Origin of the sequence: Acidianus brierleyi, from assembly GCF_003201835.2 — an archaeon.
Classification (GTDB): domain Archaea; phylum Thermoproteota; class Thermoprotei_A; order Sulfolobales; family Sulfolobaceae; genus Aramenus; species Aramenus brierleyi.
This window is the reverse complement of record NZ_CP029289.2, coordinates 2226907-2249066: the sequence shown is the minus strand read 5'-3', so window position 1 is coordinate 2249066 and position 22160 is coordinate 2226907. Positions and strand designations below refer to the sequence as shown.

At 32.6% G+C, this 22160-nt stretch carries 19 protein-coding genes and 4 pseudogenes; 9 read left to right on the top strand and 14 right to left on the bottom strand.

The window, feature by feature from the left end; all coding sequences use genetic code 11:
* Positions 1-50: 50 nt before the first annotated feature.
* Positions 51-1361, bottom strand: coding sequence for an APC family permease (locus DFR85_RS28315; protein ID WP_110271169.1), 1311 nt, complete (start codon positions 1359-1361; stop codon positions 51-53).
* Between the two features lie 41 nt (positions 1362-1402).
* On the opposite strand from DFR85_RS28315, the gene DFR85_RS28310 reads away from it, so the two are divergent.
* Positions 1403-1867, top strand: a complete 465-nt coding sequence (locus DFR85_RS28310) for a hypothetical protein (protein ID WP_110271168.1) — start codon at positions 1403-1405, stop codon at positions 1865-1867.
* On the opposite strand, the gene DFR85_RS28305 is transcribed toward DFR85_RS28310, so the two are convergent.
* A complete protein-coding gene (locus DFR85_RS28305) occupies positions 1864-2217 on the bottom strand; it encodes a hypothetical protein (protein WP_110271167.1) in 354 nt (117 codons plus the stop codon). The two genes, DFR85_RS28310 and DFR85_RS28305, sit on opposite strands and share 4 nt — an antisense overlap.
* A 314-nt stretch (positions 2218-2531) precedes the next feature.
* On the bottom strand, positions 2532-3473 hold the full coding sequence (locus tag DFR85_RS28300; protein ID WP_110271165.1) for an alpha/beta hydrolase: 942 nt from the start codon (positions 3471-3473) through the stop codon (positions 2532-2534).
* Between the two features lie 372 nt (positions 3474-3845).
* On the opposite strand from DFR85_RS28300, the gene DFR85_RS28295 reads away from it, so the two are divergent.
* The 3 genes from DFR85_RS28295 to DFR85_RS28285 all read left to right on the top strand — a co-directional run bounded on the left by DFR85_RS28295 (position 3846) and on the right by DFR85_RS28285 (position 6029).
* Positions 3846-5072, top strand: coding sequence for a YeeE/YedE thiosulfate transporter family protein (locus DFR85_RS28295; RefSeq protein ID WP_110271164.1), 1227 nt, complete (start codon positions 3846-3848; stop codon positions 5070-5072).
* 6 nt (positions 5073-5078) lie between these two features.
* Complete coding sequence (locus DFR85_RS28290; RefSeq protein ID WP_246252893.1) at positions 5079-5363, top strand: hypothetical protein; 285 nt, start codon at positions 5079-5081, stop codon at positions 5361-5363.
* A gap of 78 nt (positions 5364-5441) precedes the next feature.
* Positions 5442-6029, top strand: coding sequence for a winged helix-turn-helix domain-containing protein (locus DFR85_RS28285; protein ID WP_246252892.1), 588 nt, complete (start codon positions 5442-5444; stop codon positions 6027-6029).
* Here the strand turns inward: DFR85_RS28285 and DFR85_RS28280 are convergent, their stop codons facing one another.
* From DFR85_RS28280 to DFR85_RS28265, 4 genes are all read right to left on the bottom strand, one after another.
* The gene (locus tag DFR85_RS28280) at positions 6030-6923 is read right to left on the bottom strand and encodes a 2-hydroxyacid dehydrogenase (RefSeq protein WP_110271162.1); all 894 of its coding nucleotides are present in this window, start codon (positions 6921-6923) and stop codon (positions 6030-6032) included. It lies immediately after the preceding gene.
* A 195-nt stretch (positions 6924-7118) separates the two neighbouring features.
* Entirely contained in the window at positions 7119-7964 is an 846-nt protein-coding gene (locus DFR85_RS28275) for a hypothetical protein (protein WP_110271161.1), read from the bottom strand.
* 185 nt (positions 7965-8149) lie between these two features.
* On the bottom strand, positions 8150-8812 hold the full coding sequence (locus DFR85_RS28270; protein WP_110271160.1) for a DUF72 domain-containing protein: 663 nt from the start codon (positions 8810-8812) through the stop codon (positions 8150-8152).
* Complete coding sequence (locus tag DFR85_RS28265; protein ID WP_110271159.1) at positions 8809-9984, bottom strand: ArsR/SmtB family transcription factor; 1176 nt, start codon at positions 9982-9984, stop codon at positions 8809-8811. Before DFR85_RS28265 ends, DFR85_RS28270 begins: the two co-directional genes overlap by 4 nt.
* A 624-nt stretch (positions 9985-10608) precedes the next feature.
* Here DFR85_RS28265 and DFR85_RS28260 point away from each other — a divergent pair.
* Positions 10609-10929 carry a purine-cytosine permease family protein gene (locus DFR85_RS28260; RefSeq protein WP_162582799.1) on the top strand — a complete coding sequence of 107 codons (321 nt, stop codon included), beginning with the start codon at positions 10609-10611 and terminating at the stop codon, positions 10927-10929.
* A gap of 64 nt (positions 10930-10993) precedes the next feature.
* Here DFR85_RS28260 and DFR85_RS28255 read toward each other — a convergent pair.
* Positions 10994-12051: pseudogene (locus tag DFR85_RS28255) on the bottom strand (IS110 family RNA-guided transposase).
* Between the two features lie 226 nt (positions 12052-12277).
* On the opposite strand from DFR85_RS28255, the pseudogene DFR85_RS28250 reads away from it, so the two are divergent.
* A pseudogene (locus DFR85_RS28250) lies at positions 12278-12640 on the top strand (DUF4322 domain-containing protein); the annotation flags it as partial.
* 203 nt (positions 12641-12843) lie between these two features.
* Here DFR85_RS28250 and DFR85_RS28245 read toward each other — a convergent pair.
* A pseudogene (locus tag DFR85_RS28245) lies at positions 12844-13762 on the bottom strand (IS5-like element ISC1290 family transposase).
* A gap of 160 nt (positions 13763-13922) precedes the next feature.
* Here DFR85_RS28245 and DFR85_RS28240 point away from each other — a divergent pair.
* Positions 13923-14618, top strand: a pseudogene (locus tag DFR85_RS28240) (transposase); the annotation flags it as partial.
* Between the two features lie 641 nt (positions 14619-15259).
* On the opposite strand, the gene DFR85_RS28235 reads toward DFR85_RS28240, so the two are convergent.
* The 4 genes from DFR85_RS28235 to DFR85_RS28225 all read right to left on the bottom strand — a co-directional run bounded on the left by DFR85_RS28235 (position 15260) and on the right by DFR85_RS28225 (position 18264).
* Positions 15260-16402: an AAA family ATPase gene (locus DFR85_RS28235; RefSeq protein WP_110271157.1), complete on the bottom strand. Its 1143-nt coding sequence runs from the start codon at positions 16400-16402 to the stop codon at positions 15260-15262.
* Positions 16403-16635: 233 nt separating this feature from the next.
* Complete coding sequence (locus DFR85_RS31980) at positions 16636-16923, bottom strand: PaREP1 family protein (protein ID WP_246253079.1); 288 nt, start codon at positions 16921-16923, stop codon at positions 16636-16638.
* A gap of 10 nt (positions 16924-16933) precedes the next feature.
* A complete protein-coding gene (locus DFR85_RS31975) occupies positions 16934-17116 on the bottom strand; it encodes a PaREP1 family protein (RefSeq protein WP_246252891.1) in 183 nt (60 codons plus the stop codon).
* A gap of 365 nt (positions 17117-17481) precedes the next feature.
* On the bottom strand, positions 17482-18264 hold the full coding sequence (locus tag DFR85_RS28225; protein WP_246252890.1) for a class I SAM-dependent methyltransferase: 783 nt from the start codon (positions 18262-18264) through the stop codon (positions 17482-17484).
* Positions 18265-18522: 258 nt separating this feature from the next.
* On the opposite strand from DFR85_RS28225, the gene DFR85_RS28220 reads away from it, so the two are divergent.
* Positions 18523-19539 (top strand): hypothetical protein, encoded by a 1017-nt coding sequence (locus DFR85_RS28220; RefSeq protein WP_110271156.1) that lies wholly within the window; start codon positions 18523-18525, stop codon positions 19537-19539.
* 103 nt (positions 19540-19642) lie between these two features.
* Here DFR85_RS28220 and DFR85_RS28215 read toward each other — a convergent pair whose 3' ends face one another.
* A complete protein-coding gene (locus DFR85_RS28215; protein WP_110271150.1) occupies positions 19643-20848 on the bottom strand; it encodes an RNA-guided endonuclease InsQ/TnpB family protein in 1206 nt (401 codons plus the stop codon).
* A gap of 140 nt (positions 20849-20988) precedes the next feature.
* On the opposite strand from DFR85_RS28215, the gene DFR85_RS28210 reads away from it, so the two are divergent.
* Positions 20989-22050, top strand: a complete 1062-nt coding sequence (locus DFR85_RS28210) for an IS110 family RNA-guided transposase (protein ID WP_110271155.1) — start codon at positions 20989-20991, stop codon at positions 22048-22050.
* The last annotated feature ends 110 nt before the right edge of the window (positions 22051-22160 follow it).

The following is a 22160-nucleotide window of genomic DNA, read 5'->3' as shown; positions in this document are numbered from 1 at the left end:
TAAATTCAGCTAACATAATTCTTTTAAACTTTTCAATTTATTATAGAAAATTATCCTTTATCTTCCTCATTACTTCCTTTTATCATATCTAAGGCTTCAGCGTAAAGAAATCCCCCTATTATCCATGCAAAAAATATGTTCTCAATATAGGGACTGATCTCCGGTAAAGATGCTACCAAAACCCATAAAGATATTAATACTGCAATTATTCCAATGGATACCTCTAATACCCTTATGTTTTTCCTAAATCCTAATTTTTTAGACGCTAATCTTATTAAAGAGAAATCGGCTGAAGTGTGAATAAAAATGTTTCCAAATCCTGCTAGAGCTCCTAACGTAAGAAATGTATCATAAAGTCCCAAGAAATTAACTGCCAAAGTAACTACTAAAACGAAAATAATTGAAATTAATATTTCTGAAAACAATGGCTTACCTTTTATATTACGTGTGAAAATCTTTGGAAATCTTCCGTCTTCGGCCATTGCCTTAAAAGTTCTTGAATTTCCTAAAATATAGGCCATTCCTCCTAATGTTCCGTCATTTAGCGCTATAAACGAGAGAATTATTAATCCTACAATTCCGAAGCTATCTAGAAGATAACTTACCAAATTTCCAGTAAAGTTCATTGCTCCTAAAGAATAGAAAAATAATGAAGCTAAAGCACCTCCAAAAATTAAAACCGCTATCGCTGCTTTCCCAATACTTTTTTGAGCGTTACTTTCTTCAGCAAGAGGAGCAATAGATCCGTAACCAGTTGGAATTCCTAGACCAAACAGAACTGCAGCAATTAGTTTTGGAGAAAATCTTATAGGATTATAAAAATGCCATCCAGAAACGTAAAGGAAATAAATAGAAAGAGAAATTAGAGCTATCATTTCGACTAAAGACATTATCATTGCATACTTTGCTGATACTTTTACTCCAGATATTACTAATGCTGAAGCAAGTATTGAAACTATTAAAGCTAGATAAGTCTGATTAAATCCAGTTATTGTATAAAGTACATAAGCCCCACCGGTAAGTAAAGTACCTCCATAGGCTAAAGCGTAAAGTATATAATTCCATCCAGTTTCTAACCCTAGCCTAGAGGTTAAAGAATAGAAGGCGTAAATATAATATCCTCCTCCTCTTTTGAACCTTCTAGATAGAAAATAGACCACCATCCCATTAAAGAGAACTACTATAGTAGCGATAATCATAGCGAAAGCTCCTGCTGTGCCAACTAGACCAATCATTACAGTTCCAAAGGTAAGTAGTGAAATAAAAGGAGCTTGACCTCCGAAAGATATGAAGAATAAATCAGTAAAGGAGAGCTTCTTGCTTTTTTTACTAACTACCTTTTTATTAGTTTCCACTATCATATTTGTTATAAAATGTTATTTAAAACTTAGGGAGTCAAACGATGAAACCAATATACGCTAAAGGAATATTTGAAATGTCAAACTCTGGAGAGGTTTTTCAAAATGTCATTTTCTACTATAAAGAATATTCTAGACCGAAAAAAATTAGAGATATTAAAGCTAATATGCAAAAATTTTTAGATAATGAAGAAGTTTTTATAAATCATAAAAAGGTAAAACCTAAAGTAATTTGGATAAATGCTAGATTAATGACAAAAAATATTTCCTTTATACATATTTTTATAAGATTTAATGGTCAGCTCATTTCTGGAATTAATGAGTACGAAGATATATACGAAAGTGAAACTTCAGAATATCCTTACGAAATATTTTGGAGATTTCCAGGCAAGATAATTTACGTTAAACTTAATGGCAAAGTTAAATACGTGGGAAAGTTACTCCATGCTAAAATTAGAAAAGGAACTCTTATTGAAGGTCATGATATTATAAGATTCTCAATAAATTAACATTCTATTATCTCTAATTCTAACTTTGTCCCGTATTCTTTCTCTAAATAATATTTAACAACGTAGATTTTCTCATAAATTTCAGGATTAGGTTCTATGTTCAGAATTATCTTATCATTTATCGCTACCTTTTTGACTCCACTTATAGAAAGAAAGGAGTTCTTGATTTCTTCTTCTAAAGAAATAACTTTTGCTCCTTCAATATTTACCTTTTTTCTTGCTAGTACTATAATCTCATTATTTTTCCCTACCCATATTACATTATTTCGTTGTTCCTCAGCAATTTTTATAAAAAATTTTACAAATTTTAATGTGTCATCATTATTATAAAGCCTTATTGTTTCGTCCACGCAATATATATTCTTGGTAATCTATATATAACTCCATTGTTAACTGAATTTTTATAGAAAATATATTTTAAAATTCGTTTGGAAGGTTAAATATGAAATATTTTATTCTAATAACCTCAACATTGTTAATAGTTGAAGCTTTAATTTTAGGATTCAGAATAAATATATATTTAGTTATTTTAACTTTATCAATGATATTAATTTCAGTTGTAGAGAAAAAATATAAAATATTTTTAAGTTCGTCTATTCTGATACTTCCCCTGTTTTTCGGATGTTCTACTATTAATTTAGCCTTCTCTTTAGAGAGTTCTCTTTTAATTCTCTGTTTTTAATTTCTCATAAAGATATGGAAGAGACTTACAATATCTATTCGAATTTCCAAAATGTCCACCATTAAATTCTTCATAGAAATGGTTAATTTCCATTTTATTCAACTTCTTATGCAATGTCCTCATTCCTATAAATAGATTATATTCGTCCTTTTTACCTACATCTAAGTAAATTGCGTCTAACTTTTTCAATTGGTCTTTATAATTCTCAACGTTTTTAGCTGGGTCATTTCTAACCCATTTCTTCCATATATCATCAATTATTTCTCCAGTATCATCAAATGGGAGATCAAAGCCGTAGTCCTTATTTAAATTGTAGGAATAGAAAGCTGAGCTTCCGAATACATTGAAAATCTTCATATCATTATCGTCAAGCTCTTCTTTTTTCATTAAACTGTCTAAAAGATCTTTTATTCCTTTATTCTCCAAAGCCTTAATAGTATAAATAAAGTCATCATTATATAAATAAAGAAAACAACTATCTCCAAAATGGTCAGCAAAACCATTTATAACGTCAGGGTGCCTTACTGAAAGAGTGTAAGCTCCAAATCCTCCGGACGATTTTCCAAAAAGAGCTACTTTATCCAGATTATATTTCTCCTTAAGCTGTGGTATTAGCTCTTTGATTATAAAATCCTCATAATTCCCCACTGCTGGAGAGTTTATATATTGATTTAAATGATACTTAGTCCTAAAATTAGGATTAACAACAACGGCATTTATTTTCTTTTTCCCTAAAAGATTTGTCATTATTTGATCGAATCTATTATGAGTGTTCCCAGACCAATTTATTCCAGCTAGTTCTATAAATAATGGTAGGTTATCAGTACCTTCTGGAGCATATACTAAAACTTCCCTTTCATAAGGATCTCCTAAATAATTGTCCTTAAGAGCATCGCTTTCTATCTTTATAATTTCCTTTCTCATAAGGAAAGATTTTAGAGACGGTTAATAAAGCAAACTAATCTTGTTAAATCATTATTAAATTTTAAAAATATTTTCTCAAATTCTTTTTATTAAAAATAAATAGGGTATAGTTCTCTTTCACTAAATTTGGTTCATACATATTTTTAACCTTATTTCACAGTTTTTCATTATATACCTTTAACTTTTACCAATGGTCTATATAGTTAATTATTGTCCATACAGTGTTAGATATGAAAACTCTATAAATCATCATATTCGTTTGAAAAGTTTAAATTTTTCTCAGATTAACTCGGTTAATGTAAAATATCGAGGTTTATATTAAAACAACTATATATTGATTTAAAGAGACTAATTATATTGTTGGTGACACAAATGATAACATATACAGCCCCAATGTGGGTTGGATTAATAATAGGTTTTATAATAGGGGCAGCCGCAGAAGCATGGGGAATAGCTAATCCAGAAACACTAATAAGATTAGCAAAATGGGAAGATAGGTTATTCCTTGACTGTATATTAATAGGATTTGCAGTTTCTACACCAGTAATTTACGGACTTTATGCTGCAGGAATTGGATTTCACTGGTCTCCAAAGCCCCTATATTTAATAGGAGTAGGTTTAGGTGGAATATTTTTTGGTACTGGTTTAGCTCTATCAGGGTATTTCCCTGGTTCAATTTGGATGGCATTAGGTGAAGGAAGAAGAGATGCAGTATATGCAGTATTTGGTGCAGTTTTAGGTGCAGCATCTTGGACAGCGTTATATCAAACTCCTGCTGGACAATGGTTAGTCAATACATTAAACTTTGGAAGCCTTACATTAGGAGGAAAGAAAATATCTCCATTCGTAATTCAACCACTAGATGGATTAACAAGATTAGACTTATTTGGAATTTCAGTAGTATATGGAGTAGCGTTATTTATTATAGCATATTACCTACCAAGGTATAAGGGAGGAGAAAGAAGCTGCTTAAGAGCTAACGTAGAAAAGAGAATGACACCATACGAAATACAGAAACATATCGATACTGCAAAATACTTAACTGATGGAGGATTGCCCTATAAGAAAGGAAGTACTGCACAGAAGTTAAACGAGTACTATGCTGTAGAAGATAACGTTACAAGGTGGTTCATGATAAGTGTAGCAGGCATAGTAGGATTGACAGTAGTTGCAGAAATGTTCTTACATCAAATATTTGGAGAGTCCACTACAGATTCATGGCTAGCAGGTCAATTATTCCTACCAACTTTCAAGTACAGTGAAGCAGTATTCAAAGGAATAGGTTGGGAGCCATTTAGCGATATAGGAACATTAATGGGTGCATTCTTCTCAGCAGTATTCCTAACAAGAAGATATACATCATTTAGAAATATAATACCTCCAAGCTGGGCAGAAAGATTCGGAAGCAATCAAGCAGTAAGATTCCTAGGATCCTTCGGCGGAGCATACCTAATGTTGTTCGGAGCTAGAATGGCAGACGGATGTGCATCTGGACACATATTAAGCGGAGGAATACAGATGGCTTTGAGCGGATGGGAATTCGCAATAGCAGTATTTGCATCCATGCTAATAGTAGGAAGAATATACTACAGGAAGTGATGAGAAATGGCACAGAAATTAGATGATAAAACTCTCGATAAAATGGATAAAATATTTAAAGCGATATTTATCATAGGCTTCATCTTAGAGATAATAATAGCCGCAGCAGTTACTGGAGATACTGCTACTACGCCTTTAACCGGATCTCAAGTAGCATCTGTTGGTGTAATAACAGTGTTATTGTTAGTCATAGCTACTGTTATCTATAGTCAATTTCCGTATTCAGTTCTAGGCAAGCCCAAAGAAGAGGAAGAAAAGAAAGAAGAAGTGTCAGAAAAGAACGAGAAATAAAATATTTTCTATTTTTGTCTATATATCTTTCTAGGTTTTTTATGCAATATTTTTATTCTTTATACATAGTGTATAATTGTGGCAAAGAGAACAACTGCAGACGTTATAAGGGATATACTTTCTTGCTGCGTAAATGGAACGAAAAAAACTAATATAATGTATAAAGCTAATCTTAGCTACGACCTTTTAAAAAAATACATGAAACTACTAGAGGATTATAGATTAATATATAATGATAAAGGAGTTTATTTTCTAACCCCTAAGGGTAAGGAATTTCTAGAAGCTTTAAATGAATACAAGGAACATAAGGAAAAAATAGAGAAGATCAAGGAAAAAATAAGTGACGTTATAGAGTTAGAAGATAAACAAAAAGTAAGTATAGAATTTAAGACAGATTCTCCTATTGATATTCTAGAGAATGTTTTTAATACTCTAAAAATTCCATTTATTAGGGAAAAGGGAAAAATAGAAGTTAATGATATAGAAATCTATGATGAAAATATTTCTAGGCCAAAACTCTTTGCTGGTAAAAAATCTTTAATTTTCGGAGAAAATCTCTGTATTTATAAAACTCCTGAAGAAGTAAAAATAATGAGCAAAGAGGATGGAATAAAACAAGCAATAATACTCTCCATAAAAAATGGAGAAAAAATAGAACAAAAATAATTACATATAATCCGAGATCTTAACTTCGTTTTCTGCTTTTCCTTCTTTGAGAAATTTTGATAAATTCTCACATGCTTTTATCATAGCGCTCTCTAGAACTTCAGTGCTAGCATATCCTCCTGCTATATGAAGAGTTCCTGCAAAATTTTCTATATTCCATAGCTCGGAATTAAAATTTTCAACGCCATTAACTCTCCAGAAAACATCAGTACCGAATCTTAATGATGGCCTTTCTTTAAGTATTTTAATTATATCCTTTTCGACTATAGTTTCTCCTCTGCCTACATTAACTAAAATTGCTTTATCCTTTATCTTTGATAATCGTTGATAATTAAGAATACCAAGAGTTTCCTTATTCAAAGGTAGAGTATCAACTATTACGTCGGCTTTTCCTATTAACTCATCAAGTTTATCTAGAGCATATCTCTCGTCGAATAATTCAGGATTTCTAAAAGATCTTGATATTCCTATTATCTTCATATTAAAACCATTCCTAGCTATTTTTGCAATCTCCGATCCGATACCTCCACCGCCTAATATTAGAATAATTTTACCGTTAAGTTGATAACTTTCTATCCTTTTTCTTTTATTAATCCCTTTTGCTAAAGATAGTATCAAACCGAAAGCGTGTTCTGCTACTGGCAATGCATAAGCGCCAGCATTAGAAAATATTTTTACGTTAGGTGGAATTTTCGAAAACGGTACATCATCTACTCCAGCAGAAAAAGTTTGTATGACCTGTAGTTTTGGCATTTTATCTATGTATTCAGATATTTTTCTGGGCCATGTTAGAAGAGCTATAGCTTCTTTTAGATCTTCTTCAGTAACGTTTTCATCTTTAACTTGAATTATTTGTTTAGCTTTTTCGGGTAATTTTTCCGAAGAAATTATCATTAAAAATAAAATGGAAATAAGGTTTAAATTTATATCGTCTGAGAATAATCCATTGATGATTATGTAAAAGATCTATCTTTAGCTAATAACCAAAAATAGCTTTATTGAAAATTTATCTGGAAAATAGCGTAATATAATAAAAAATTAATTTTTTACTTCAAATTATTTATAATATGGTTTAAAAGAAATTAAAAATTAGATATATCTTAAAATTGAATACGTACCTGAACTACTAAAGACTACAGGAATGAAAGACATTGGACTCATGGGATCTCCTAATGGTATATTAGTTGACATTAGCATAATTTGTAAGCTCTCTGTTTTTATTGTCGTTTGATTACCATTAAACATACCTAAACTATAAGTTGTAATAATTTTTGAGGTACCATGCATATTTACTGAATATATTAAACCTTGTATAAATGTTTTTACATTCCCCTCCATGTGGTTCTCGTAACTATATTTCATTCCTAAATTGAAAATTCCAGAAATATTACTGCTTGCAGTAGCATTTAAGTTGTATGCGAATTCTTTTCCAATATATTTTACTCCATTAAAGTTTATTACAGTTAATCCTATCGGTTTATAAGTAAAATTATATGTTACGTTCAGCATGTTTGAAGTGAAATTATACAATACGTCTTTAGTAAAGTTTAGTATACTAGTGAAATTCATCTTTTCAAATTTTGCCACGATGCTGAAATTGCTCTTGAATTTATAAGTAATGTTTATCTGTTTAGTAAAATTATGCTGATTAAATATCTTACTAGTGACAAATTTCATTCTCATATGATGGTTGAAATTTGTAGCAGTTATATTTCCAATAATCTTTATCATGTTCTCGTATTGATTATTTGAAATTTTTGTAGAATTTAATGTTAAATATAAATGAAGAGACGTGGTAGAATTATAGTGAGTAGATTGAGTCATTGAAGAATAATTTATCTGATACTGTACGTATTGATAATTTGAAGACGGAGTAGCAAATAAAAGGGGAGCAAACAACATTGGAATTATTAATAATAACGCGTATCTTTTCATACTAGTAGTTTACCAATGTTATTTAAAAAACTTTGTCATTAATCATCTAAAGAAAAGTTCTCCATTATAATCTTCAAATTGATATAAAGACAAGAAATTAGTTTATATAAGTAATAATTGAGTTTAATAAGAAATTTAATTACATTTTAGATATTAATTATATATTATAATATTAAATTTCAATTCTACACTTTAAACATTTTATCTAAAATCTCTCTCATCTTTCTGGCATTATCTAACATGTAATGATCATTGTTAAAGAAAACGTAAACATCGTTAGGATTTTTATCCTTAATTCTCTCAGCTATTTCGAGCAATTCGTTCTCCCTATATTCATAATTATACCAATCTTCTCTACCATGCATTCTAAGGTATATTTTACCAGAAGTATTGACAATATACGTTCCTATAGGAGAATCAATAGAAACTATAGTGCAGTCTAACTTAGGTAATTTATCATACCATTCGTTTTCTCTAAATTCTACTGCCATTCTATCCTTAAGAATCGAAGAAAACTCCTTTACTCTCTTCAAGTTCTCATCAGAGTATTTGAAATTTGGTGGTAATTGGAATAAATAAAAATCAGGATGAAGATCTTCCATTAATTCGTAGAATCTTTCCCAGCTTTCCATATCCTTCATTCTTTTGACGTGAGTAATGTATCTATTAACTTTAACAGACCATTTTATACTATATTTCTTCCATGACTTAACTTGATTTTTAAATGGAAATCTGTAAAAGCTCATGTTAAGCTCTACAGCATTTAAACCGCTATTTTTAACGTACCAATCTAAATTTCCTTTCTCATTCCAATCGTATACCCAGCCAGAAGTTCCGACGTATATCATTCTTCCTTCACTCTGATTACTCCTCCATCTACCGACGCATTTATGTTTAAGATACCGTTTTTACCTATCCTGCTTTTAGGTAAAGTAACTACTCCACCGTTTATGTTAGAAGATGAAATTACAGTAACGTCATTAGGTACAGATATGGAAATGTTCCCTAGTCCTCCGTCCACAGCTATAGTCAGTTTAGAATTTTGATTTGGTAAAAACGATATTTTCCCATCAATTTTTCCTCCGTCTATACTTAAGTATGCCTCATCAAGTATTGAAACGTTGAGGTTTATTAATCCGCCATCAACGTCGACTGAAAATTTGTTTATTTTTAATCCTGAGACATCTATTTTACCTCCGTCCAGTGTAACATCAAGAGAATTTAAATCAGGATAGGAAATTTTTATATAGCAGCCATCAGCCTCTATATTATCCTTATCTATATCTAAGTCGTCTACTTCCCTGCATTTAGCAAAAAGATGTGGTTCTCCCTTTGATATTTTTATTACTCCTCCATCGAGATCTATATGTAAATCATTAGTAGGTTGAAGAGGACCATCATAAATTACTTTTAATTTATCGTTTATTCTTATTTTCGGTAGAAACGCTGAAATAAACTTACCAACTAAACTCTCAGGTTGAAATATTTCAATTTCATTTTTCGAAGTTTCTTCAGTCTCATGTTCAACTGAAATTATTTCCTTAGATTTAGAAGAAATTACATTGACTAGATCTTCTGGACATTTAACAGTTATTACATTCTCTATATTTTCCAATACACTATCTAGAAGTTCTGGATCTATCTCCTTAAATTCTACAGTATTAACGTCCTTGATAATAAGTTTTCTTCCTTCTTCCTTTAATTTTTTTATCATATTTTCATTTACAACAAAATTATCTACGTATTGAATTATCATAGGAATCTTAGGTGAATTTGTAAGTGATATATTTTGATTTTCTATTACATTTATTATGGATAAAGCTCTTTTTCCTTCCTCAGTTAGTATATAGTTACCTTGCTCATCCTTAGATATTAACCCATCAAGTTTCTTCAAATGAAAAGCTAACGCTGAACTTTCTACCTTAAGTTCATCCGAAAGTTGAGAGAAAGATTTAGGCTTATCTAACGATTTTATTATCTTTCTTCTCAGCTCGTTTGAAATTGCATCAAAGATATCCATGTATGCAAATAATCTATTTACAAATTTAAAGATTTTGTAAACTTATATAAAGTAAAGAGAAATTTACCCATAAGAACCTTTGTTTTTAATCGATTATCTGATTTTAGTTTTATAGGAAATATATAATTGTCAAAGTTTAAAAATTAATTAAAATAATTTATAATTATTACATATTTTTAGAGTTAATAAATCATTTTATCTTATAAGACTATTTGGTAATATATCTTCAGTTGGACATTAGACATAATGTTTACTAGATTGTCATATGAGATTTTCAATTCGAGGTATAATTAGTTCACTATTAGGAAGCATATATAGTTGATAAAGAATATAAAAATTAATAATAAAGGAAAAGAAATATTAAAAGAGATAGAGGAAATACATAAGCAATAGATCGAAGATTTATATAGTTTAATATAAAAGAACATAAATCCATAAAATACTTTGAAAAAGAATCTAAAATAAGATATGACATATACTCTGTTTTACATAAAAACTTCCTTGAAGGAAAGATTAAAAATAAGAACTGAAAGTAACATTACTTCCTCCTTTATTTATAGATATAGGCTATAAATCAATTTTAGCCTAGAATAATTTTAATATATAAGTAGAACACATGTTCGTATGTCTGTAAAACCACGTTCGATCTTAACGCTTTGGTTCTCATCAAATACTGCAGTCGCAAAGTATGCAATTGGTTTAATACCGGCAGTATTAGGCCTTTCACCTGATTTAACAATAATTTCACTCTTGTTAGGAAATCTCTCAGCTTCTATAGTCTTAGGAATAGCAACTTCTATGGGACCTAGATTTAATAAAGAACAAATAAGGATATCTGAGGACGTGTTTAACAAGGGATGGAAAACTTTCTCATTTCTCAATTTCCTCAACACTTTAGGTTGGTTTATCTTAACAAGGGCGTTCAGTAATAAATATTTCGGTTGAACTTCAAGCATAATGTCAACTAAGATTGCCACGTGTACCTTTCAATCCACGTGGCGATTTATGGTCACTTAGGCTCATAAGGCTTATTATTATACCAAACACTCCAAACTATTCTAGCCAATTTCCTGGCTAAAGCAGTGTACAACTTCTTTCCCTTCAACTTTTCCTTATGGTTCTCGTAAAATTCTAGTAATGTAGGATTACGAGAGTAATTCATCTCAGCGAGGAAGTAGAACAAGCTGCGCAAGTACTTATTACCCTTCTTCGAGATTCCCTTACTTACAGTAGCTTTACCGCTCCTCTCAACTATTGGGTCTAAACCGCAGTAGGCTACGAAGGACTCAGGGTTAGGAAAGCGTTTAATGTCTCCAACAATGCCTATTATTATTCCCGAAGAAAGTTTTCCTATTCCCGGTATAGTTAGCAGAACGTGATTTTCAGACTGTAATTGTATCATTTTCTCTACTTCTTTTATTTTCTCGCTTGTTTCCAGTAGTGCTTTAGATAATACTTCGATTTCTTCAAGTACGATCTTTGTTCCAAGTTGTATAATTGTATTTTGAAGTTTCCTTTAGAGAATTCTTCAAGCATTTCCTTGCTTATTTTTTCCTCGTCACTGACTAGGAATAGTGCTCTTTTTACCCTGTTCTTGTACTTTACTTCAAGGTCTTTTAGGAAGACGTATAGTGTTACTAGTTCTTTCAATGGGTTGTAGTTGTACTCCTTTGCCTTGTTTGCCATGTTTATTAGTTTTTGTGCGTCGTAAAAATCTGTTTTCTTTCCTCTCAAGTCCTTCTCCTTCCATAGTATATTTGGGCTTACTTGTAGTATCTTGATCCCTTTTTCCTTGAAGTATTGACATGGTTTTATTGAGTATGCTCCTGTCGGTTCGACCACTATTGTGTTTAGTTTCACTTTTAGTATTTCTTCATAACCCTTCTTGTTGTTCTCGTAGACCCTCCCCTCACTCGATACTAGATGATCTTTTGATATGTCTATTCCTAGGATCCCTACCTCTTTATCACACCTATATCCGTGCATATTATCACAATGTTCAGTCCGATGGTAGGGGTTTGTCACGCCCCCGATCGAAGACTTTGCTTCAGTCAAGGGGTCGACCATGTTTCCCAGTTGGAGAGTATTACCCTCCCCAACTAATTAATCTATATAGGTTCAAAGGGGGCGGAAGACTCCATCCGTAACGGTAGACCCAAAATCATATTAGAAAAAATATTTCTGGTAGGATAATATCGAATTTATAAAAGATAAAGAAATTTATAAGAGTGTAAAGAATTGAAGAAAGGGTTTAAGGCGAGGGAGATGGAGTATTACCACGTGAGATAGGAAGATGGTAACACCCGGTCTCCCTCACCAAAATAACATTCAACAAATAGGATATAAATTACTTTCCATGTTGAACTTCCAAGGGGAAAAGGTAGATGAGGTAGCAAAAACTCTCATCTCCGCGTGTTTGTGGAACGATTCAGTAGAGAACAAGTCCAGAGCGTATGACGTATCCCCACAGACCGTGAGGAATTACGTAGAGAAACAAGGGATGGAAGTGATTGAAAAGCTATTGGAAAGAGCTAGGAAAATATCCTTGGAGATATTAAAGGGAGTGAATGAGATAGATCTTTCAATAGACTGGACAACCAAGACGTGGTATGGGAAACCAGTGAAAGGGCTCGGGAGCTCTGAAAAAGGAAACTCGTGAGAGTGTCCCAAGCGCAAATAATTGAATAAATATAGTATGATAGAAAAACAATTTTATAATTAATTAAGAATAAAATATAATTATATCTTTCAGTATAACGAGAGATTAAGCTTATATTGTAATGGAAAATAATCAAGTATAGAGAAAAACAGAATTTCCAACATAGTCCACACTACCTTGATCAACTCTCGCGGTACAAGTTAGTGGGCGAGTTGACTCTCCGGAACACGCGATAACACAGAAGTGTAGATGTAGGAGTTGTAAATCAACGCGATAACGTAGACAAAGAACTCGACCATACCCTTTTCAGTAGCGTAAGGCCTCCAATACCTCCTCAAGAAGATCCCAAAGAACTCCACTCCTGAAACTAGAGAAACCTATCAACCAGGTCGAGGACTTCCCCACGAAGCCCCTATCCACTACCTTATAACCGCTGCGAGAGAAGCCAACCTTATTGTCCGGAAAATTGGCCAGTTCCACTTGAATCTCGTGAACTATCATTGTAGGCGACATGAGGTTGAAGACCTTGAAGCCGAAGTAACTCCTGTTCCTCTTCTTTGTAAACTCTCCCTTGAACCTCCTCCTCACTTTGCACTTAATGTAAAAGAAGAGCGTGTTAGCCGCCTCCCTGTACTTCCTCTGCCTTAGGTCTAGCTCAAACTTCTTCTTCAATGTTTCCTTGTTCCTCTTCCCGAAGGGTACCTCGATTAGGAAGGAATCCACGATCCACAGCTTTCCAACCTTTCCGTATAACGCACTGCTAGGTAAGTAGTCAGCAAGTCTACTCATCTTCCCCTCCAACTCCTTGGCGTACTCCTTGAACAGAGTCTTTACCTCTCCCCTAAATTTCTTTGCCCTCCTATGGATCTCCGACTTAGACTTGTACTCGCCTAGGAACCACCTTACCACCACGTCTGACTCGTAGTAGCTCCGCACGTCCCTGTAGGAGCACGTCCACACAATCATAACTATTAACGCTCTCAATATGAAGAGGTCAGAGAGACGCGACAGCACTTCAGACGTGATCAGCATGTAGTTCATTTTCACAAGTGTTTTATGCCTTGCTGATAAATGTTCATAGGGGACCGGGCCGTTGTAGTATTCTATCCAATGCTTCATGTGAATCGGTACTACATCGTCCCGGTTCCCTTTAAGTATTACGCGACTTTTTGCTTCAAGCGAAAATTCAAAATTTCTCAGTAATTCACAATATCTTTTGAATTATTATCTATAAACCTTTACATAGATTTATTCAATTATTTGCACTTGGGACACTCTCTCGTGGAACTACGCAACTGCAACAACCAAGTATAAGGGGAAAGTACTTTTACTTGCCTTTATTCCGCAAGTGAACGGTATGACTAAGGACGAGATAGTGAAGATCCTCGTGGAGCAAGTAATGGCAATGGGATTCAAGATAAGGTTGATAACTCTTGACGCTGGTTTCTACACAGTTGATGTGCTCAATTTCATTTCACAGTTTAAGTATATAATTGCTGTGCCTGTTGGGGACGTGAAGGTGTTTGAGGAGTTTGACGGGGATTACACAACTAATAGTAAGAGGCATAGGAGGGATGAGCAGGTCAAGTTCAGGCTTCTCGTGTATAGCAAGGAAAAAGTGAGGAGAAAGAAGAAGAGTCTTGTTTATTTTGCTAGGGCTACTAATCTAGATCTGCCCAAGAGGGAAGTGTTGGATTTGTACAATAAGGTAAGAGGTCCCATAGAGACCTCTTATAGGAACATTAAGGCTTTTCTTCCATTTACTAGTTCTACTAAGTTTGTTTTCCGCACGTTGATCTTCGTGCTGGCCCTTGTGCTCTACTCCTTATATACCATATTCAAGGGGGAGGTGGGGAGAGAGGAGTTTAGATTATTATTAATTCTTTTATTTCCTGATTTATTCAATCCAGAGAATTTTACATTTAATATAATTGAAACACTTATTTACACTATAGATTTATTTTTAAGGAGGTGATTTTGGGTCTACCGTTACGGATGGAGTCTTCCGCCCCCTTTGAACCCTTGTTCAGATAAATTATAATAATGTAATTTTGGTAAAGGGGTTATGTTCATTATATTGTGAAGAATATTATTTGATTGTGTATTGTAAACAGGAAAATGAAATATGGAGAATAATGTAATTAAAACTAATGTAATGATAACTAACTATATTAGACTCAGCAAACTTTTTGATTTCATAATTGCTAAAAACGGAAGTTATTAAATAAATCTTGTCCAATGTTGAAAAGATATTTCGTCAAGAAAAGCTTCTGAGAAATCATTTAGTTTTTAAATTCATATTAATTTTATAATCTCTATATTTATGGAAAATCTTCTTAACACGCTAGTAATTCCGATAATTCTTTATCTTAGATCTTTATACCCGAAAGGAACGTTGCTATGATAAATTCTCATCTAACTATATTAGATATGAAGTGTGTAGTTCCTTATTAGAGACAATAGCGAATGTACTGAGAGCCTAGTGTTTTCTGCCTATGGTAAAACTTAGGTCGTGGTTTGCAACTGTTACATGATATTTTTAAGATAAATACTTAAAAAGGAGCTTTTGTAGTTTTAATATAATCTTTTAGGACAATTAATTTATTTTTAATCGTACTAGAGCATAGTGACAATTTTACTCATAATTGGATCTATTATTCTATATACACCTCTATCTTTCCTTTCAATATATCCTTCATTAAACAAGCTCTTAATTCCTTCATTTATACTTGATCTTGAAAGTTCTATTCCTCTTAAGTTACCTTCTCCTCCTTTATTAGCTATAAATTTCAGTATTTTTCTAGCGTTTTTCCCTAGTTTATTATATTCGTCTTTTATTATAACTTGAATTACTGGATCTTTATAGATATCTTCTATTACCTTATTTGCACATTTTTCGTCTATTGTTCTGCATTCTAATACGGATTTTATTCCGAAATAATTTAACCATGCAGGTATTCCATCCAAGTATTCTACTGCCTTTTTTATTCCATCTTCTAGGAAAGTCTTACCTTCATCTTGAAATCCTTCACTAAGAAATTCCTCTGATTTGTCTTTACAAAAAGGTTTAATATATATTGGAAAGAAAAATTGATAAAAGGGCTGATTTTTCTTAAATATATTCTCAAGCATACCAACAGCAGATCCGGAGATTACGTATTCTACGTTATTTTGAAATTGCCATTTACTTCTTAGTGAGTGGAAAAGTCCTGGAAAGTTCTGTTCTCCTAGTTTTAAGTATTGGAATTCGTCTAATACAATTAGTATTTTTTTATTTATATTTTCACTTATTTCTTGAGGAAGATCTAATAATTCCTTTAAACTTTCTTTGATTCCACCTTTTTTTGTACTATCTAAAAATATCTCTACTTTTCCTAAATTTATATTGAAATTTATTTTAATATAGCCTAAAATCTCCCTTAATGTTTTTATAGCTTCTTCTCCTTTTTCTTTTAATACTATAGGTATTCTTTTTCTTGGTTCCATGAATTTTATAGCCTCAGATAAAAGGGAGGAAGAAAAATATGAAAATAAACCTATAATGTCAATACTTTTTCCTTCTATAAAATCTTCTACATTAATATAAATTTTTGGAATATTCTGATTTTTAAGAACGTTTAATATAATAGACGTTTTTCCTATTCTTCTTATGCCTAATACTGCAGTTGGTTGATTCCTGCTTATTAATTCATTTAAAGCTTTAATTTCCTCTTCTCTATCAAAAGGTTCATCAATAGGTCTACCAAATATGAATTTCATGGGTACCCATATTTCATGGGTACCAATACATTTTATAGTTAGTGAACTTCCATTATTTTTCCTAACGAGGAAAATTTAAAAATAGATATTAATAATCAAATTGATGTATAAATTATACAATATATGAAAAATAGGTTATTTATAAGTAAAATTCTACCTTTATTTGTTATTCTGAACAATTATTTGATATCTATTTAATTAGGAATTCTTAATATCCTTAGTTTTTAAAAAGATTAGCTAAATCTGCTTAAAATCTTCTCTATTTCATTAATAAGAGTCAATATATCATTTTTAGCTATTTCATCACTTCTATACGAACTTAAAACTCCTTCCTTATCTGGGCCATTATATTGGTATTGATGAATTAAAATTGCCTTATCTGTTAAATAATTGATCTCTCCTCCAATGATTATCGAAATTTCTTTTAAATAACTAGTTGGCATTATTGCTATAATCCAATCAGCTCTTTTTACTTTCTTACCTTCCTTAATTTTTACAATTCCTTTATATTTGTTCTCAATTTCATTCCGTTTATCTACAGCTAATGCTGCAACTAAAGCTTCCCATGCTTGAAATATTTTTACCTGTAGCGTTTCTAGTAAGATTCTCGTTTACAAACTTCTTGGCTATCTCTGCTTCAAATTTAGCCTCTTCTAATCTAATTTTTTTATATGCTATCGGATCATACCAGGGCTTAGGTAATTCGTGAATCATTATGAGAGAATATTATTTAATCACAATATAACTTTTTGACAGATATAATCAAGCATAACCAAATATTTAGTATAAAATCTAAAAATATTGTTGAAATATATGGAAACAATAGAATTTGATAAAATACGTGGTTCTTTGTAGACTCGTTGAATTTTCTTAGATCTTGAGCTCACTAGATCAAGATAAATTCTAAATTTATCTATTGATTAAAAATGAGTTTAATATTATTTTGAGAAATTAAAGCAATCAGCAAAATCAAATATGAAGTTTCATCATTTATACACGGTAGATTTATCATATTAAGATAATAATATTAGTAAATTAAGTAATATTTAATTTTATATACTTAGTCCTTATACAAAAATCTATTCTATATCTTTAACTTTTAAACCTCTGGGATTTTTTGCTAAAATAAATCCTAGTATACCATCTCTTATTAAATTCACTTCTTTAAAGAATATTTTAGAAATACCTATAATTCCTCCAAAATCCCAAAATCTTATATCTATCCCGATTTTCTTACCAGAAATTAAATCTAAATAATACCTCTTAAACATTCCGTTGAAATGATCGTAATTCGAATGTATAGAAATGAGAATTTTATTTTTGTCTACTTTTTCTGGAAGTATTTCTTTGTATCCTCTCTCATAAAACACATAATAGAAATTGTTCATTCCTTGTATTATAAATAAGCCGTTTTCATTTAGTGTCTCAGAAACTGCTGCCATAATTAGATTAAGATCTATAGGACTAAAGGTGGCATGAACATTTCCGTACATTAGTGCTATATCAGCTTTTAAACCAAGTTTATGCACATTTTTTACATCACTTTTTATTATTTCACAAGATATTCCTTCACTTTCACTAAATTTTTTTCCAATTAAAAGCGAATTTTCTCTTAAATCTATTAGATATAGCTTAACGCTAAATCCTTTTTCTTTCAGTACTTTGCTTAGTGCTATTCCTCCTATTCCAGTACCAGCAGCTAAATCTATTATACTAATATCGTTACCGAAATTAAAGAATGCGTGATTAACTATTTTCCTAAAATTTTCTATTGCTTTCTCATATCTTTTCTTTCCTTCTTTATACGGATCTTCTGGCCATTCTATAAGCTGGAATAAGTCTTCTAGTTCTTTTTCACTCATATTCTAGAGAATGAATTACTATATTTTATACATTCATGCTTATTTTAAAACGCTTTAAGAATTTCTTACCAATTTTAAAGATATATTATTTGAAATTGCTAAATAATTTCCATTAGCTAAGGAATTTTCTGAAGCAAAAGCTTCCAAGTGCAGAATATTTACAATCATAAATAATGGTAAAATGGGCTAGGATTATCATGTTGATTGAAATTAAGGTATTCTAGTAAAAAATAAAAAGTCAAAAATACAGTATCTCGAATGAATTGTGAAGACGTACTTTATTCTGAAAAAGCGGATAGTGAGGAATGTTTTCTAGACGAATCCCATTATTTTAGGTTTAAGGCTGCGCTAGCAATAAAAACTAATTCCTTTAAAATTGGAGATTTTCTATATATAGAAACTTCAGATCCTAACAAGGATTTTATTGCAGGAATTGATGAAAAAATATTCGTGAATACAGTATCAAAGGACTGTGTAAAATTTGAGAAGGATATAAGAAGATGTTTTGGCTTTGATTATATGTATAAGGAAAACTTCGAAGTAAGAGACGGTTTAAAAATCTATTTTCCAGGAATTATGATGGAAATTTTGAAAGTCTTTAAAAACGATAGAGAAGCAAAGGATTATATCATTAATAATGAGCTTAATCAGTATGAAGGAAAGGACTATGCTATGGAAATTGGTACATCTTACTTTTCAAATCCTTATGAAGAATTTACACAAAATATGAATGACAAGGAGATTGATGAACTGAGAATGCTTTCTTCAAGTTATCTCGAGATTAAGAATATTTTAGATAGAGAAGTTGAAAATAATTCTCAATTAGAAGAATTATTTAGAGATATTGAAAGTAAAATAATAGAAATTTCTACTAAGAACGGAATTCCTCTTGAATACGGGTCGTCTATGAAATTAAGACTTAATGAGAGTATATCTGAAGATGAGGAGCACATTGAGAAGGAATTGAATGAACCTATAAACGTAAGTTCCTTAATAACACGTTTAAAAGCTAAAAAAGTTATAGAAAGAAAGGACGAATTTCTAAACTTTCTGTTCAGTAAGAAGGGAAATACAAGCATAAGACTCGGTAATTCGGTAATAATAGCTAACGGTATTCTTATGGATAAATTTGAGGATAAGAATGCTACATTACTGGTATTAGAACCGCAGGTCATCAAAGTTAACTATAGGGGACTAATAAGGAACTTTTACATAGGGAAGCCTTCATTGTTGATATTTAAAAACTCTGCTTCTGATTTTGAGATAGCTAGATAATTTATCTTTTCTTTATTGTGAATATTATGCCAATAATGGTTAATATTATTCCTATAAATATCAGAAGCATACTATTAATGGAAACATTGTGAACTACCGCGCCCTAACGGACGTGGCTTCCTGCTTCAAAGCCGAGGCTTGCCAAAGGTAGAGGTCTCAGCTCCACAGGCACTAAGGGTCGTTCCGACCCCGATCTTCTTAGGATGTTGAGGGAAGCATTATAATCACGATCAGCGACCCAACCGCACTTGGGACAGACAAACACACGATCAGCCAAAGTTAAGTCCTTCTTAACATGCCCGCACCTAGCACAAGTCATTGAAGTAAAAGCAGGATCCACTAGAGTGAGTTTCTTACCGTACTTCCCAAGTTGATACTCCATGATACTCCTAAGCTCATGAAAAGCAACATCGTGTAACCTCATCCTCAGCCTTCTGAGAGACTTACCAACAAGTTGCTTAACGCGAATGTCCTCCATTACGAGAACATCATAATGCTCAGCAAAATACTTACCAAGTTTCATGTACATGTCCTTCCTAAGGTTCTTCAAGTGTTCGTGAGCCCTCGCTAGACGAATCTTTGCCTTAAACCAGTTGCGTGACAAGAACTTCTTCCTTGAAAGAGCTTTATGAAGCTTCTTCATCTTGTTGAGTGCCTTCTCATAAGGCCTCTGGTTGGGGACATATTCCCCGTCAGAGGTAGTGAGAAGTTTCTCTACACCAACATCCACAGCAACAACTTTGTTTGTCTTTGGGAGTTGAGGATACTCTTGATCCACAACGAAAGTAATGTACACTCTCCCTGATGGTGTTAACTTGACTATTACCCTCTTTACCTTGTCTAGCGGGAAATCCCTATGAACAATAACGTTGAAGATCCCTAGGTTTGACAGCTGAAGCGTTATTACCTTCTTCTTGTTCTTCTTGCTCTTCGTCCTTATTTCTCTCACCTTCAGGACTTTCCAACCTGATTGAGGGTAGACGAGGGAGTACCACTTGTGTGCTTTCTTTTCCTTTGGGAAACGTGCTAACCCATCGAAGAACCTCTGTCTAGCGTCGTAGAATCTGTCTGCAATCTGCTGCAGTGTTTGGGAATATAGATGTTGATATTGTTCATCCTGTTTTCTCAAATCGAGAGCTAGTTGCCTCAACTCCGTCTTAGTGAGTCCTTTTCCGTCTCTTTCATGAAAATAGATATCTGTCCAACGTAGAGTGTTGTATACTTCTGACGCTAACCTCAACTGGGCTTTTAACGCCCTCAATGTTTGTTCGTTAGTGTACGCTCTGAAGCGTAACCCTACGTCTGGCATTAATAGGATATTTGAAAAGAATTATTTAAGCTTTACAAAGGGGGCTATCCATCTCCACCCTTACGGATGGAGTCTTCCGCCCCCTTTGAACCTATATAGATTAATTAGTTGGGGAGAGTAATACTCTCCAACTGGGAAACATGGTCGACCCTTTGACTGAAGCAAAGTCTTCGAACGGGGGCGTGACAAACCCCTACCATCGGACTGAACATTGTGATAATATGCACGGATATAGGTGTGATAAAGAGGTAGGGATCCTAGGAATAGACATATCAAAAGATCATCTAGTAACGAGTGAGGGGAGGGTCTACGAGAACAACAAGAAGGGTTATGAAGAAATACTAAAAGTGAAACTAAACACAATAGTGGTCGAACCGACAGGAGCATACTCAATAAAACCATGTCAATACTTCAAGGAAAAAGGGATCAAGATACTACAAGTAAGCCCAAATATACTATGGAAGGAGAAGGACTTGAGAGGAAAGAAAACAGATTTTTACGACGCAGAAAAACTAATAAACATGGCAAACAAGGCAAAGGAGTACAACTACAACCCATTGAAAGAACTAGTAACACTATATATCTTCCTAAAAGACCTTGAAGTAAAGTACAAGAACAGGGTAAAAAGAGCACTATTCCTAGTCAGTGACGAGGAAAAAATAAGCAAGGAAATGCTTGAAGAATTCTCTAAAGGAAACTTCAAAATACAATTATACAACTTAGAGTACACAAAGATCGTACTTGAAGAAATCGAAGTATTATCTAAAGCACTACTGGAAACAAGCGAGAAAATAAAAGAAGTAGAGAAAATGATACAATTACAGTCTGAAAATCACGTTCTATTAACTATACCGGGAATAGGAAAACTTTCTTCGGGAATAATAATAGGCATTGTTGGAGACATTAAACGCTTTCCTAACCCTGAGTCCTTCGTAGCCTACTGTGGTTTAGACCCAATAGTTGAGAGGAGCGGTAAAGCTACTGTAAGTAAGGGAATATCGAAGAAGGGTAATAAGTACTTGCGCAGCTTGTTCTACTTCCTCGCTGAGATGAATTACTCTCGTAATCCTACATTACTAGAATTTTACGAGAACCATAAGGAAAAGTTGAAGGGAAAGAAGTTGTACACTGCTTTAGCCAGGAAATTGGCTAGAATAGTTTGGAGTGTTTGGTATAATAATAAGCCTTATGAGCCTAAGTGATCCTCCCCAAATCGCCACGTGAATTGAAAGGTACACGTGGCAATCTTAGTTGACATTATGCTTGAAGTTCAACCGAAATATTTATTACTGAACGCCCTTGTTAAGATAAA